A 13,673-nucleotide genomic window follows, 5' to 3' on the forward strand; every position below is an offset into this window, starting at 1 on the left:
CATGCCTGCTGATCGAGAAAACTCCGCCGCTGCCCGCTGGCTGACCATCGTCGGCATCGGCGAAGATGGTGTAGAGGGTCTTGGCGACGAGGCCAAGCGCTGCATTGCGACGGCGCAAGTCGTATTCGGCGGCAAGCGGCATCTGGCGCTGGTGGACGAGCTGGTGACGGGTACGGCCGAGCCATGGCCGACGCCGTTCGACGCCGGCATGCGTGCCGTGCTGGCGCTGTCCGGTAGACCCGTCTGCGTGCTCGCCTCGGGCGATCCGTTTTGTCACGGCGTCGGCACCACGCTGGCCCGGCACGTGCCGGTGGCCGAAATGCGCGTGCTGCCCGCGCCTTCCGCCTTCAGCCTCGCCGCCTCTCGCCTGGGCTGGGCGCTGCCGGACACCAGGACGGTGTCGCTGCACGGCAAGCCCATCGACCTCATCCGCCCGCTTCTGCACCCGAAGGCGCGCATATTGGCACTGACCTCGGATGGCGACGGCCCGGCGACGGTGGCGAAGCTTCTTACCGAACTCGGCTTCGGCCCCTCGCGGCTGACAGTGCTGGAGGCGCTGGGCGGACAGTCCGAACGCCTGACGACGACGAGCGCCGACGCTTTCGATCTCGAAAACATCAATCCGCTCAACGTTCTGGCGGTCGAGGTTGAATCGAATTCGCAGGCGCGCATCCTGCCGCTGGCGACCGGCATGCCGGACGATCTGTTCGAGAATGACGGCCAGCTGACAAAACGCGAAATCCGCGCCGTCACGCTGTCGTCGCTCGCGCCGCGCCGGGGCGAACTGTTGTGGGACATTGGCGGGGGCTCGGGCTCCATCTCCATCGAATGGATACTGCGCGATCCGTCCATGCGCGCCATCGCAATCGAGGCCAATTCCGAACGCGCCGCCCGGATTGCCCGCAATGCCGGCGCCTGCGGCGTGCCCGACCTGACGGTGATCGAAGGCCGCGCGCCTGAAGCGCTCGCCGGCCTGCCGACCCCGGCCGCCATCTTCGTCGGCGGCGGCGGCTCGGAGCCCGGCGTCATGGACGCGGCGATCGGCGCCCTGCCCTCCGGCGGACGGCTTGTGGCCAATGCGGTGACGCTCGAAATGGAGGCGCTGCTGCTTTCGCTGCAAGCACGCCTCGGCGGCGAGTTGATCCGCCTTTCGGTCTCGCGTGCGGTTCCGGTCGGCACCATGCAGGGCTGGCGACCGGCCATGCCGGTGACGCAATGGTCGTGGGCAAAACCATGATCGTGGCGGGCATCGGCAGCCGCAAGGGCGTCAGCAAGGAGCAGGTGCTGGGCGCGATCAACGCAGCACTCGGCGCGCACGACCTCGACCTCGCGCATCTCGACGCGCTGGCGACCGGCAAGCTGAAGCAGCACGAAGGGGCGATTTTTCAGGCCGGGCGGCAGCTGCGCCGCGCGGTCATCATCATCGGCGACGCTGAACTGGCCGAGGCCGGCAAGCGGACAAAGAGCCATTCGGCGCTGTCGCTGGAAAGGACCGGCGCGCCTTCGCTTTCCGAAGCGGCGGCACTTGCGGCGGCGGGCCCGGATTCGCGCCTGCTCGGCCCCCGCATCGCGTTCGATGCGGTCACCTGCGCCATAGCCATCAGCGGAGACAAAGCGTGACGGTTCATTTCATCGGCGCCGGCCCGGGTGCCGCAGACCTCATCACCGTTCGCGGCCGCGACCTGCTCGCAAGCTGCCCGGTCTGCCTCTATGCCGGTTCGATCGTCGCGCCTGATTTGCTCGGCTATTGCGCGCCAGGAACAAAACTGGTCGACACCGCGCCCATGTCGCTCGACGAGATCGAGGCCGAATACCTGGCAGCGCATGACGAGGGCAAGGACGTCGCGCGCCTGCATTCGGGCGACCTTTCGGTGTGGAGTGCTGTGGCCGAGCAGATCCGCCGCCTCGAGCGCCACGGCATTCCCTATACGATGACGCCCGGCGTCCCTTCCTTCGCGGCGGCCGCCTCGGCGCTGGGGCGCGAGCTGACCATTCCGGCTGTGGCGCAGTCGCTAGTGCTGACGCGCGTTTCGGGTCGGGCCTCGCCCATGCCGGAAAAGGAAAACCTGGCCGCCTTCGGCGCAACTGGCGCCACGCTTGCCATCCATCTCGCCATCCACGCCATCGACCGCGTGGTGGAGGAACTGACGCCGCTCTATGGCGCGGATTGCCCGGTTGCGATCGTCTTCCACGCCTCATGGCCGGACGAGCGCGTGCTGCGCGGCACGCTCGGCACGATCGCGGCGAAGCTGGCCGACGACCCGATCGAGCGCACGGCGCTGATCTTCGTCGGGCCGTCGCTGGCATCGCAGGATTTTCGCGAAAGCTCGCTCTACGATCCCGACTATCAGCGCCGGTTCAGGGGGCGCGACACGCTATGAGCCGGTGCGAAGGGCGCATGCCCTCTCAACTCGCCTTCGCGGTTGAAGACCAGGATCTCGAGCTCGATGTCCGTGCCCTTGAGCGCGGGCGCGGCGGTGCGCCATGCGCCGGCGGCAATCGCGTCGCCGATCGGCACGCCTTCGGCAACGGCAAGCGCAAAGGCTTCCGCCACGGTGTTGGCGCCACGGATGCGCGCGGCAAGGTCATCGCTCGCGCCGGCCTCCAGCGCCACCTCAGCCAGTCCTTCGAGATCGGCCCTGCCCCGGCTCGAATGCACGTCCAGCATGCCCTGCGCCAGCTTGGTCATCTTAGCGACGCCGCCTGCGATGGTGACGCGCGGCACGGGATGCGCGCGGATGTATTTCAGCATGCCGCCGACGAAGTCGCCCATGTCGATGAGCTGAACCTCATGCATGCCGTGGAATTTTTGCACCGCCATCTCGGACGCGTTGCCGGTGGAGCCGGCGACATGGGTAAACCCCATGGCGCGCGCGACGTCGACGCCGCGATGGATGGAGTGGATCCAGGCCGAGCACGAATAGGGAATAACCACGCCGGTCGTGCCCAGGATCGAGATGCCGCCAAGAATGCCGAGGCGCGGGTTGAGCGTGCGCTGCGCCATCTCCTCGCCGCCGACGACGGAAATCTCGACCTCGAAATCGGCATTTTCGCCGGCAACCTGATGCACCGCCTGCGCGATCATCTTGCGCGGCACGGGGTTGATCGCCGGCTCACCCGGCGGGATCGGCAGGCCCGGCCGCGTCACCGTGCCGACGCCCGGGCCCGCGCGGAAGACAATGCCGCTGCCCGGTGCGCCCCGGCGGACCGTGCTTTTCACCAGCGCGCCATGCGTCACGTCCGGATCGTCGCCGGCATCCTTGACCACACCGGCCATCGCCTGCCCCTCGCCCAATTCCGAGATTGCAAGCGCGAAACCGACCACATTGCCGCCGGGCAGCGTGATCTCCACCGGATCGGGGAAATCGCCGGACAAAAGCGCAGCACACGCCGCCTTGGTGGCGGCGGTGGCGCAAGCGCCGGTGGTCCAGCCACGACGCAGGGGAGCTTCTTCGGAGGCGGTCTGTTCGGCAGTCATGGCGCAATCTATAGGCTTGGCGACGCTCCGCGTCATCGTCGAAAGCGGCATTCATGAGTCTCGAAAAAGCTATCGCCCGTTTAAAGCATGAGCCGCAGGTGCTCGAACCCGGCCATGTCTGGCTGGCCGGCGCCGGCCCCGGCGATCCGGGTCTGCTGACGCTCGATGTCTTGTCCGCGCTCGCCCAGGCCGACGCGCTGGTGCACGACGCGCTGGTGTCGCCCGAAATCGTCGCCGTTGCCGAGCAGGCGGAAAAATTCTTCGTCGGCAAGCGAGGCGGCAGGCTGTCGATCCCGCAGGACGACATCAACGCGCTGCTGGTGAAGCTGGCGCGCGACGGCCGCAAGGTGGTTCGACTGAAGGGCGGCCACCCCTTCGTCTTCGGCCGCGGCGCGGAGGAAGCGCTGGTGCTGACCCGCGAAAACATTCCCTGGCGGGTGCTTTCCGGCGTCACCTCGGCCTTCGGCGGCCTGACCTCGGCGGGCATTCCGGCCACGGTTCGAGGCGTCAACGGCGCGATCATCCTGGCTACCGGCTTTGCCGCCGTCTCCGACGACAGGCCGGATTGGGCAGCCCTTGCCCGCACCGGCCAACCGATCGTGATCTATATGGGCCTGACGCATATGGAAGAGACGGTTGCCGAGCTTCTGGCGGGCGGACTGCCGGCTGATACGCCGGCGGCACTGGTGGAGAACGCCTCGCTGCCGCAGGAGCGTACCGTCACCGCAACACTAGGCGCGCTGGTCGAAACTGCCGCGCGCGAAAATGTGGTGTCGCCGGCGCTGATCGTCGTTGGCGGGATCGTCGCTATGCGTGCCGAACTGCTGGGGGAAGCATGAGCGCACGCGGGCTGATCGTCGGCGCACCCCGCTCGGGCTCGGGCAAGACCAGCGTCACCATCGGCATATTGCGGGCGCTGGCGCGGCGCGGCTTAAGCGTCGGCGGCGCAAAATCCGGCCCCGACTATATCGATCCCGGCTTCCACCATGCGGCCACTGGCCGGCCGGGCGTCAATCTCGACAGCTGGGCGATGTCGCCTGCGCTGCTCAATGCGCTGGCGGCGCAAGCAGCTTCGCAGGCCGACATGATCGTGCTGGAAAGCGCGATGGGCCTGTTCGACGGCATTCCGAGCGCGCCGGGCCGTTCGGGCTCGGCGGCTGACCTCGCGCGCCTCTACGGCCTGCCAGTCCTTCTGGTGCTCGACGTTTCGGGCCAGTCGCAGACGGCCGCGGCCATCGCCAAGGGTTTTGCCACCTACGATCCGCAAGTGCGCATCGCCGGGGTGGTGCTGAACCGGCTGGGCAGCGAGCGTCACAGGCGGCTTGCGGGTGATGCCATCGAGGCGCTCGGCCTGCCGGTCGTCGGCTCCGTCATGCGCGACACCGCGCTGGCCCTGCCGGAACGCCATCTCGGCCTCGTGCAGGCCGGCGAGCATGCCGACCTGATGACGCATCTCGACCGACTCGCCGACATGGCCGAGCGTTCGCTCGACCTCGAGGCGATCATGGCGTTGATGACGCCGCTTCAGCCGCAGGGCGCGGATTTTTCCGATGCTCTCCCACCGCCCGGCCAGCGCATCGCGCTGGCGCAGGACGCCGCCTTCACCTTCGTCTATCCGCATGTCGCCGCGCATTGGCGCAAGGCCGGCGCCGAGATCGTGCCGTTTTCGCCGCTGGCCGACGAGGCCCCGCGCGAGGATTGCGACGTCTGCTGGCTGCCCGGCGGCTATCCGGAACTCCATGCCGGCAAGCTCGCCGCCGCGCAGAATTTCCGCGCGGGCATGCGCCGCTTTGCCGAGATGCGGCCGGTCCATGGCGAGTGCGGCGGCTTCATGACGCTGGGCGAGACGCTGGAGGACGCCGACGGCACCACGCACGAAATGCTCGGCCTGCTCGGCCATTCCACAAGCTTCGCCAAGCGCAAGATGAACCTCGGCTATCGGCAGGCGACGCTGCTGGCCGACTGTCCGCTTGGACAAAAAGGTAGGCTCGTGCGCGGGCATGAGTTCCATTACGCGCAGGTGATTTCGCCCGGCGCGGACGACAAGCTCGCCGAACTGGCCGACGGTCAGGGTAACCCGCTGGGCGCTGCCGGCGGCCGGCGCGGCCATGTCAGCGGCACCTTTTTCCACGCCATTGCGAGGGGCTGAGCGATGGGCGGCGGGTTTTTGGAGAAGGCAGCCAAGGATTTTGCGCTCGCGCTCGTCTTCCTGACTCGCCTGCCGCTTCCGCATCTCGACTTTTCAGGCCGCAGCCTGTCTTCCGCGCTCTGGGCGGCGCCGCTCGTCGGCGTCGTGGTGGCTCTGATCGGCGGCATCGTCTTTGCCTTGGCAACATGGCTCGGCCTCGCATCGGGCCCGGCCGCCGCGCTCGCGCTGACCGCCACCATGCTCGTCACTTTCTGCCTGCACGAGGACGGCCTTGGCGACACCGCAGACGGTTTTGGCGGAGGCCGGACACGCGAGCGCAAGCTGGAAATCATGCGCGACAGTCGCGTCGGCACCTATGGCGTGGCCACACTGGCGCTTTCCATCCTGCTGCGCTGGACCGCGCTTTCCGAACTTGCCAGCGTGCCGCACGTCTTCAGCGCGCTCATCGCTGCCCATGGCGCCTCTCGCGCACTGATCCCCGGCTTCATGGATTTGCTGCCCTCCGCCCGCACGCAAGGCCTCGCGGCCGACGCCGGCGCGCCTTCCGCCGAAGTCGCCATCGCCAGTGCGGTGCTTGGTGCGCTAGCACTGTTGTTCCTCGGCCTGCCCGGCGCCATAGCCGTCGCCGCCCTGCTCGCCCTCTGGTTTCTAGTCCTACGTTGGTTGTGCCTTAGCCAGATCGGCGGCCACACCGGCGACACCGTCGGCGCGCTGCAGCAGGGCGCGGAAATCCTCGTCCTGCTTGCGGCAAGCGCAATCCTGATTTGACCTATCGGAGTTCCCCACGATGACCTTCACCTCGTTCGAAGACCTGCGCGCCGCCTGCGAAAGCCTGCCCATGGGCAGCGATTCGGCCGCCGAGGCGGTTGCTCGCCGTCAGGACACGCTGACCAAGCCGCAGGGCAGCCTCGGACGGCTCGAAACCATCGCCGCCTGGCTGGCCCGCTGGCAGGGCCGCGACATGCCGAAGCTGGACAAGGTGAAAGTGATCGTCTTTGCCGGCTCGCATGGCGTGACCGCGCAAGGCGTCTCGGCATATCCATCGGAAGTCACGGTGCAGATGGTGGCGAATTTCGCCGGCGGGGGCGCCGCGATCAACCAGCTCGCCCGCGTGGCCGGCGCAGAACTTGCGGTGATTCCGCTCGAGATCGAACGCCAGACCGGCGACTTCACGCAGGAACCCGCGATGGGCGAACAAGAATTCCTCGCCGCCGTCTCGGCCGGCTATGAGGCGGTCAGCAAGGACACGGACCTGATCTGCTTTGGCGAAATGGGCATCGGCAACACGACGCCGGCAGCGGCGATTGCGGCAGCCCTCTTCGGCGGCGGCGCGGAAAAGTGGACCGGTCGCGGCACGGGCGTGGACGATGCGGGCCTGAAGCGCAAGGTGACGGCCATCGACAAGGGCCTTGCGCTGCACGCAGATGCGCTTTCCGACCCGCTCAAGGTCGCAGCAGCCCTTGGCGGGCGCGAGCTTGCGGCCATCTTCGGCGCGACGCTGGCCGCGCGCCGGCATGGCGTGCCGGTGCTGCTCGACGGCTTTGTCTGCACCGCCGCGGTCGCGCCGCTGGCCAGGCTGCACGACGCCGGGCTCGGCCACGTGCTTGCCGCCCATGTTTCCGCCGAGGCCGGGCACCGGGCGCTGCTGGAAGCGCTGGAGCTGAAGCCGCTGTTCGATCTCGGCATGCGGCTCGGCGAAGGTTCGGGCGCGTGCCTAGCGATCAACGTCGTGCGCTCGGCGCTGGAATGCCACACCGGCATGGCGAGCTTCGTCGAGGCCGGCGTTTCCGAGAAATAGCTCGGAGGCGGCAGGCCCCGTTCCTGCGGGTGGAACCAAAGGCGGCAGCGGTCGTTCTGGCTCCATCACGCTAACGAGGATTTCCCGAATGGCTTCCACATTTTCCCGGCTTCGCGACGACTCGTTTTCCAGGCTTCGCAACGACCTGACCGACGATCTGGAAGATCAGATCTCGGCACTGCGCCGCGAGGTATTGTCGCTGAAGAAGAGCCTGTCGAAGCGCGGAGCCGCCGCACTCGAGGATACGCACCACAGCGCATCCGAAATCTACGACGAGGTCATGTCGCGGATGCAGGACGCCATGCCTCACATCGCCCAGCGCACCCGAGAGGTGCGGCAGGCCGCACGCGAGAACCCGGTCGCCACAACGGTGGTGGGGCTTGCAGTTCTAGGCCTGCTGATCGGCCTGCTCGCGCGTCGATAGGCGTTGCCGTCGCGTCCGCGCTCACATGTAGCACTGCACGTTTCGGCGGCTGCGGCGGATATAGGCGCTGCGCTCGCCACACTGCGAGCCGTCGATCATCAGGTCGTATGGGCATTGGCAGTCGCCTGGCTGCGGCGCGCGCAGGGGACGCTTGCCTCCGAACAGCGCCTTGGCAGATGAAATCAGTCCGGTGGTCTGTGGACGCGGCGGCGTATAGGGCTGCGGCCTGCTGGCAGGCGGTTCGGTACGGGCCACCGCAGCGGTCGGTCCTGCCCTGCCCGGCACCGCTGTCGCTGGGCGCGGCGCCTCGGGGCTTGCGGCGCGCAGATATTCGGCGAGTATCCAGCCCTTGTGGCCACGCGCCGACACGAGTTGCCATTTGCCGTCCCGCACGATCGGCTTTACCGCCTCGCCGACGCCAAGCGTCGCAACCAACGGCGCGCTGGCATTTGCGGTGCCGCGCATATTCACCCGCGTGGTCGTGTAGAGCGTGTTGTCAGGCGCGCGCTGCGGCAGCGGGTGCTGCGGCTTTGCCACCGAGTTGGTGACCATCTGTGACGGACGCGCGGCCAGCGCCACGACCTCCTTTGCCGAAGTTGCCGGCGCGGCGTCAACCTGCTTCGGCGCGCTCGGCGCAGCGGCTTGCCGCTGCGGCGCAACCGGGGGTTCGGCCTTGCGTTGCACCGTCGCCGCCGGGCGCGAGGGCATCTGCGTCTTGCGCGGCGTGGGCGGCTCCTGGGTCATTGCCCAGACGCCCGCGCCGACGGCGCCCAGCACCAGCCATCTCAGTTTGGGAAGTGCAAATCCAACCATGCGCGCACCATGGCGCGAAGATTTTAAGACGCGGTTGACGCGCCGGCCCTTTGCCTTCGCCCGGCCGCTCAAGCCGCCTGCCCCGCGCACCAGCCCGAAGACCAGGCCCATTGGAAGTTGTAGCCGCCGAGCCAGCCGGTCACGTCCACCACCTCGCCGATGAAATAAAGGCCCGGCACGGCCCTGGCCGCCATGGTCTTCGAATCCAGGTCGCGCGTGTCGACGCCACCCAGCGTCACCTCGGCCGTGCGGTAGCCTTCCGAGCCGGCCGGCTTGATTCGCCAGCCATTGACCATCTCGGCGACGCGGCGAAGCTGCTTGTCGGAAAGATCGGCGATATTGCCCGGCATACGCGCCTCCTCGGCGATCGACTGTGCCAGCGCCTTGGGAAGATGCGCGCCGAGCGCCGTCTGCAGAGCCTGGCGACCATTGGCGGCGCGGGCCTGGCGCAGCGCCTCGAACATGTCGGTACCCGGCAGCATGGAAATGCCGATCTCCTCGCCCTCGCGCCAATAGGAGGAGATCTGCAGGATCGACGGCCCGCTGATGCCGCGATGAGTGAACAGCATCGCCTCCTCGAAGCGAGCCTTGCCGCAGGAAATCGCCGCTGCCTCCACCGCCACGCCCGCCAGCGGCTTCAGCCGCGCCAGCGTGTTCTGGTCGAATGTCAGCGGAACCAGCGCCGGCCGCGTCTCCACCACCCGCAAGCCGAACTGAGCGGCAACGTCATAGCCGAAGCCGGTCGCGCCCATCTTGGGGATCGACTTGCCGCCGCAGGCCACCACCAGTGACGAGCAGCGCACATTGCCGCCCGAGAGCGAGAGAGAAAATCCGTCACCAGTCCGCTCGATTCGCTCGACGGCAGTGGCCAGCCGCAATTCGGCGCCGTGGCGCTTCATCTCTGCCACCAGCATGGCGATGACCTGCGTGGCCGAGCCGTCGCAGAAAAGCTGGCCGAGTGTCTTTTCATGATAGGCGATGCCGTGGCGCTCGACGAGCGCGATGAAGTCGCGCTGCGTGTAGCGGCTGAGCGCGGAGATGCAGAAATGCGGGTTCTGCGAGAGAAAATTCTTCGGGCTGGCGTGAATATTGGTGAAGTTGCAGCGCCCGCCGCCGGAGATGCGGATCTTTTCGCCGGGCGCCGCGGCATGGTCGATGACCAGCACCGAGCGGCCGCGCTTGCCCGCTTCGATCGCGCACATCATGCCGGCGGCGCCTGCACCGATCACAACTACATCGAACATGTTCAACCTGCCTTGCTCCGCTCTCGGCCCTCAACAGATCTTGGCCACCGGGCAAAGCCTGCCGCCGTGCCTGAACCAATTGCCAGAGGATCGCCGCACCCAATCCGCGCAAAGCGTAGAAAGACAAATAAAATCAGCGATTTATTTGATTGGCACGCACAGGATCGAACTGTGGACCCATTGGGATTCGTTCTAGCGCGTCACGAATCGCTTGCCAAGTGCCGCAAGAAAAGAACCCGCCGCCTCGATGAGGCCTTTTTGAACGCGGGCTGGGGTCCCTGACATGGAGAAAACAGTTCTGTGAGTGCTTTAGCCGTCCAGATGCGAGCGGCAGCGATAATCATGAGAGCGTGGCGGGCATCAAGTCTATAGCGGTCTGGCAAAGAAGATCTCTCTCACCGCCAATAGATAAGACTTTAGCTTATTCTTAATAGATACACGCCCTTATTCACGAAGTATTTTTCTGCAAGCCTGATCATGGAGGGTGGAATGATAGACGCTTTCGATCCTGCTCCACTTGATAGTTCCAGAAGATTTCACCGCTGGCGCTCATTGACGTGGACGTTACTGGTAGTCGCCTTGCCTCTCGCTTCGATAGGTGGCGCGACCGCGGCAGGATATTTCTCCTATGTGATCGCCAATACCAAGCCAAACGCCGATACGACCAAGCTGGCCGTGTCGATACTCAAATCCGGTGATGCTTCTCCAGAAATGCGCGTTTGGGCGACTGAGGTTCTTGGGATACCGACAGAGCGACTTCCGGTTACGTCTCTCATCGCGTCACGCCCATAGGACGCAGGACCGGGGTTCCACACGGTTTGAGCGGCAACAGGGCTGCCCCGAGTCCGGCAGCCTGAATTGGAATGGGAATGGAACGCAAACCGCGCGATGCCGTGATCAGCGAAGATAAACAATTTCAGGAAGTTATTTGGTGGGTGTGCACAGGATCGAACTGTGGACCCGCTGATTAAGAGTCAGCTGCTCTACCAACTGAGCTACACACCCACCGCACCGGTCGCCGCCGGTGATGGGCGCGATATAGCCATAGGTTTTGGCGCTGTCCAGCCCTCAATTTCGCGATTGTCGCAAAAGATTCAAATCCTTTCCCGGCGGCTCACGAAAAAAGCAGGCCTTCCGCCACTTTCACGGCATGGCCGCCGATCCGCGCGGTGATCATTTTTCCACCGTCGACGTCGATTTCCAGCCGAATCCGCGACGGGCGCCCCATTTCCATGCCCTGTTCGATCCAGATTCGGGTCGGCCCCTCGGCCAATTCGTCGAATCGCCAGATCGCCCCGGTCAATGCCGCTGCCGCAGATCCCGTCGCGGGGTCCTCATAGGAAAGCTCGCCTGCCACAAACATGCGGGCATGGAAGGAGCTGTCGTGATGCACGGTGTCGCGCGTGTAGAGATAGGCGTTGGCCGCCTTGCCGCCGGTGAGCTGGGGTGAAAACTCCGCCCAGGCCGGATTGTCGAGCCTGGCCCTGCCGATCGCCTCGAGGCCCGACACCGGCACCGTCAGATAGGGAACGCCCGCCGACCAGTGCCCGACCCGGTGATTCTCGAACCCGATCTCGTGCGGTCCGAGCCCAAGAGCGGCACCCACCACCTCGGGCTCGACGGCAAGTTCTGCCGCGCGCGGCAATTCCGGCAGGTCGAATTCCGCGAAAACGCCGGCGTCCGTTCTTGAAATGGCGCAGCGCACCGGGCCGATATTCTCTTCCAGCACGAAGATGCGGTCAGTGCCGTCTTCGGGCTGCAGTTCGGCCAGGGCGATTGCCGTGCCCACGGTTGGATGGCCGGCGAATGGCATCTCATGGTCGGGAGCGAAGATGCGCAGCCGCGCCTTGTGCTTCGGGTTTTGCGGCGGGGCCACGAAGACCGTCTCGGAAAGATTGAATTCGCGCGCGATTCGCTGCATCGCCGCCGTGTCCAGCCCCTGCGAATCGAGCACCACCGCCAGCGGATTTCCGGCCAGGCGCTCTTGCGTGAATACGTCATAGACGAGGTATTTCCTGCCCTGCATGGCACCCTTTCCTTGCCGCCGCTGCGGTTGCCCCCGGACCTGCGAGACGCTCGCGGCCGCCCAATGATGACCTCGCAATTGGCAAGATTGTCAATCGGATGTGCCACGGCAAGAGCCGAGACCGCAGCCGCTGACAGAGGCCTATTCGGCGCCGGAAAAATGCCAGTCGAGAATCGGGAACATATGCGGCTTCAGCCCCTGCGGCCGGTCGTTCGGGTTGCGGATGATCACCGGTCCCTCGATCTCGGGGTCGGGGTCGCCGGCCACGAACTCGCGAATTTGTGCTGCAATCTCGTCGGCATCGGCGTCGAGGTGATAGCGACGGAAGATCGCGGTGCCGGCTGGAGTGGAAAAGACATGATAGCGCCGCCCACGGCGCAAGCCCGCAATGTCCAGCCCGGTTTCCTCCCTCACCTCTCGGATCATGTTGAAGTCAACGTCGGCAACCCCTTCCCGGAAGTCACAGGGCTCGAAGGAACCGGCCGCGAAATAGACGCTGCCGGCATTCACCGTGTGCCGGCCCATGCGAATCGCTACCAGGGCGTTGTCCCGCGACACCAGCACTGCATGGGCATAGGCGTGCTCGGTATTGGGCACCGCCTGCTGGCGTCGCCACAGCATGAAAGTGGCGAAGCGGATTGCATGGCAGCGTCCTTTCAGCCTGCCCTGCGCGTATGAAAGCTCTGAAAGCAACACCACGGTGCCGTCGAACAGCGCGGGATTTGCCGCCTTCTCGTCCAGCCAATTGCGTTCGATCGCCTCGCCGTTTCCGCTTTCGAACGGATGCGGCGCCGGATCGAGTCTCACGTCGACCACTTCGACGGGCAGGATGACGTTACGTGGAATGTCGATGCTCATGGGGCTCTGATTTCTGCTCCGGCAGCGTCGGTGCCGGGTTGGGGCAATCACAATCGCCGGCCCGGCGGGTGCCGACCTTGAAGATATGGTTCGCGTTATCGAAGTTTTCGCGCGCCAACTTCCGCCCCCTCATGGGCGGGAATTCGAATCGAAGTTCGCCTGCTCTTCGGACGAAAACAAGGCCCTCATGCAACGCAAAATAGCAAAGCGGAACATTTGGAACCTTTCTGTTCAGCATGCGTTCTCACGCGACGTCCGGTCGGGCCCATCTTGTTGGCCACCACCGCAGGCTTGAGCCTCAAGGACGGTTTTTCCTTTGGAGACGACAATGAGACCCTACCTCACATCTTTCGCGTGTTCGGGGCTGTTCGTCCTTGGCACGCTGACCGGCTTTTCCGCGCCGGCTATGGCGGACGCAGGCGGAAACATCAGCGACATCGCACCCACGGTCGATGCTGCAGGCCAGGCGTTTCGTACTCTTCCGGATGTTCAGGTCATCAAGGATGACTGGAAGGCTAGCTGCGGCTTTGGCGTAAGCTGCAGCTATGGCCACCCCGGCTTTCAGAGTGGCGTTCTGATAAGGCGTCAATCGGCCGGCGGCTCCGTCTCGACTGACGGCAACTTCCAGCTTGCTCGCGGCGGCGGCGGCCATGGCGGCGGTGGCGGCGGCTTCATGCATGGCGCCGGCGGCTTCCACGGCATAGGCGGCGGCTTCCATGGCATGGGCGGCTTCCGAGGTAGCAGTTGGCATGGCGCCGGCGGTGTCTGGCGCGGCGCCGGATGGCGCGGCAACGTGTGGCGCGGCCGCGGCTGGCATGGCGTGGGCGCCTGGAATGGTGGCGTCTGGCGCGGCAACGTCTGGCGCGGCGGCTGGCGCGGCGCT

13 protein-coding genes, 1 tRNA gene and 1 pseudogene are annotated in these 13,673 nt (G+C 66.0%); 9 read left to right on the plus strand and 6 right to left on the minus strand.

Annotation, left to right across the window (positions count from 1 at the left end; all coding sequences use genetic code 11):
• Position 1 precedes the first annotated feature (1 nt).
• The 3 genes from cbiE to cobM are packed head-to-tail and all read left to right on the plus strand — an operon-like array spanning position 2 to position 2,381.
• Positions 2-1,237 carry a precorrin-6y C5,15-methyltransferase (decarboxylating) subunit CbiE gene (gene cbiE / locus AC3A4H_RS08635; RefSeq protein WP_487766323.1) on the plus strand — a complete coding sequence of 412 codons (1,236 nt, stop codon included), beginning with the start codon at positions 2-4 and terminating at the stop codon, positions 1,235-1,237.
• On the plus strand, positions 1,216-1,620 hold the full coding sequence (locus AC3A4H_RS08640) for a cobalamin biosynthesis protein (protein ID WP_487766324.1): 405 nt from the start codon (positions 1,216-1,218) through the stop codon (positions 1,618-1,620). The genes cbiE and AC3A4H_RS08640 overlap by 22 nt, the downstream gene beginning before the upstream one ends.
• Complete coding sequence (cobM, locus tag AC3A4H_RS08645) at positions 1,617-2,381, plus strand: precorrin-4 C(11)-methyltransferase (RefSeq protein WP_487766325.1); 765 nt, start codon at positions 1,617-1,619, stop codon at positions 2,379-2,381. The genes AC3A4H_RS08640 and cobM overlap by 4 nt, the downstream gene beginning before the upstream one ends.
• Here the strand turns inward: cobM and AC3A4H_RS08650 are convergent.
• Positions 2,348-3,478, minus strand: coding sequence for a cobalt-precorrin-5B (C(1))-methyltransferase (locus AC3A4H_RS08650; RefSeq protein ID WP_487766326.1), 1,131 nt, complete (start codon positions 3,476-3,478; stop codon positions 2,348-2,350). The two genes, cobM and AC3A4H_RS08650, sit on opposite strands and share 34 nt — an antisense overlap.
• Positions 3,479-3,531: 53 nt before the next feature.
• On the opposite strand from AC3A4H_RS08650, the gene cobA reads away from it, so the two are divergent.
• The 5 genes from cobA to AC3A4H_RS08675 all read left to right on the plus strand — a co-directional run bounded on the left by cobA (position 3,532) and on the right by AC3A4H_RS08675 (position 7,849).
• A complete protein-coding gene (cobA, locus tag AC3A4H_RS08655; protein WP_487766327.1) occupies positions 3,532-4,317 on the plus strand; it encodes a uroporphyrinogen-III C-methyltransferase in 786 nt (261 codons plus the stop codon).
• On the plus strand, positions 4,314-5,627 hold the full coding sequence (locus AC3A4H_RS08660; RefSeq protein WP_487766328.1) for a cobyrinic acid a,c-diamide synthase CobB: 1,314 nt from the start codon (positions 4,314-4,316) through the stop codon (positions 5,625-5,627). Before cobA ends, AC3A4H_RS08660 begins: the two co-directional genes overlap by 4 nt.
• Positions 5,628-5,630: 3 nt before the next feature.
• The gene (gene cobS / locus AC3A4H_RS08665) at positions 5,631-6,395 is read left to right on the plus strand and encodes an adenosylcobinamide-GDP ribazoletransferase (RefSeq protein ID WP_487766329.1); all 765 of its coding nucleotides are present in this window, start codon (positions 5,631-5,633) and stop codon (positions 6,393-6,395) included.
• 19 nt (positions 6,396-6,414) lie between these two features.
• A complete protein-coding gene (gene cobT / locus AC3A4H_RS08670) occupies positions 6,415-7,425 on the plus strand; it encodes a nicotinate-nucleotide--dimethylbenzimidazole phosphoribosyltransferase (protein ID WP_487766330.1) in 1,011 nt (336 codons plus the stop codon).
• 88 nt (positions 7,426-7,513) lie between these two features.
• On the plus strand, positions 7,514-7,849 hold the full coding sequence (locus AC3A4H_RS08675) for an ElaB/YgaM/YqjD family protein (protein WP_487766331.1): 336 nt from the start codon (positions 7,514-7,516) through the stop codon (positions 7,847-7,849).
• Between the two features lie 21 nt (positions 7,850-7,870).
• Here AC3A4H_RS08675 and AC3A4H_RS08680 read toward each other — a convergent pair whose 3' ends face one another.
• The 5 genes from AC3A4H_RS08680 to AC3A4H_RS08700 form a co-directional block, all read right to left on the minus strand.
• A complete protein-coding gene (locus AC3A4H_RS08680; protein ID WP_487766332.1) occupies positions 7,871-8,662 on the minus strand; it encodes an SH3 domain-containing protein in 792 nt (263 codons plus the stop codon).
• A 68-nt stretch (positions 8,663-8,730) separates the two neighbouring features.
• The gene (locus tag AC3A4H_RS08685) at positions 8,731-9,912 is read right to left on the minus strand and encodes a BaiN/RdsA family NAD(P)/FAD-dependent oxidoreductase (protein WP_487766333.1); all 1,182 of its coding nucleotides are present in this window, start codon (positions 9,910-9,912) and stop codon (positions 8,731-8,733) included.
• Between the two features lie 923 nt (positions 9,913-10,835).
• A tRNA-Lys gene (locus AC3A4H_RS08690) sits at positions 10,836-10,911 on the minus strand.
• Positions 10,912-11,020: 109 nt separating this feature from the next.
• Positions 11,021-11,932 carry a PhzF family phenazine biosynthesis protein gene (locus AC3A4H_RS08695; protein ID WP_487766334.1) on the minus strand — a complete coding sequence of 304 codons (912 nt, stop codon included), beginning with the start codon at positions 11,930-11,932 and terminating at the stop codon, positions 11,021-11,023.
• A 141-nt stretch (positions 11,933-12,073) separates the two neighbouring features.
• Positions 12,074-12,790 (minus strand): hypothetical protein, encoded by a 717-nt coding sequence (locus AC3A4H_RS08700; RefSeq protein WP_487766335.1) that lies wholly within the window; start codon positions 12,788-12,790, stop codon positions 12,074-12,076.
• Positions 12,791-13,118: 328 nt separating this feature from the next.
• Here AC3A4H_RS08700 and AC3A4H_RS08705 point away from each other — a divergent pair.
• Positions 13,119-13,673: pseudogene (locus AC3A4H_RS08705) on the plus strand (hypothetical protein); the annotation flags it as partial.

The organism is Pseudaminobacter sp. Soil_N_29 (genome assembly GCF_057656055.1).

What these genes read in the sequence shown, in the direction of transcription:
- AC3A4H_RS08675 (WP_487766331.1), top strand. Translation starts at nt 7,514, where the DNA reads ATGGCTTCCACATTTTCCCGGCTTCGCGACGACTCGTTTTCCAGGCTT.
- AC3A4H_RS08640 (WP_487766324.1), top strand. Translation starts at nt 1,216, where the DNA reads ATGGTCGTGGGCAAAACCATGATCGTGGCGGGCATCGGCAGCCGCAAG.
- AC3A4H_RS08650 (WP_487766326.1), bottom strand. Translation starts at nt 3,478, where the DNA reads ATGACTGCCGAACAGACCGCCTCCGAAGAAGCTCCCCTGCGTCGTGGC.
- AC3A4H_RS08700 (WP_487766335.1), bottom strand. Translation starts at nt 12,790, where the DNA reads ATGAGCATCGACATTCCACGTAACGTCATCCTGCCCGTCGAAGTGGTC.
- AC3A4H_RS08695 (WP_487766334.1), bottom strand. Translation starts at nt 11,932, where the DNA reads ATGCAGGGCAGGAAATACCTCGTCTATGACGTATTCACGCAAGAGCGC.
- cobA (WP_487766327.1), top strand. Translation starts at nt 3,532, where the DNA reads ATGAGTCTCGAAAAAGCTATCGCCCGTTTAAAGCATGAGCCGCAGGTG.
- AC3A4H_RS08680 (WP_487766332.1), bottom strand. Translation starts at nt 8,662, where the DNA reads ATGGTTGGATTTGCACTTCCCAAACTGAGATGGCTGGTGCTGGGCGCC.
- cobS (WP_487766329.1), top strand. Translation starts at nt 5,631, where the DNA reads ATGGGCGGCGGGTTTTTGGAGAAGGCAGCCAAGGATTTTGCGCTCGCG.
- cbiE (WP_487766323.1), top strand. Translation starts at nt 2, where the DNA reads ATGCCTGCTGATCGAGAAAACTCCGCCGCTGCCCGCTGGCTGACCATC.
- AC3A4H_RS08660 (WP_487766328.1), top strand. Translation starts at nt 4,314, where the DNA reads ATGAGCGCACGCGGGCTGATCGTCGGCGCACCCCGCTCGGGCTCGGGC.
- cobT (WP_487766330.1), top strand. Translation starts at nt 6,415, where the DNA reads ATGACCTTCACCTCGTTCGAAGACCTGCGCGCCGCCTGCGAAAGCCTG.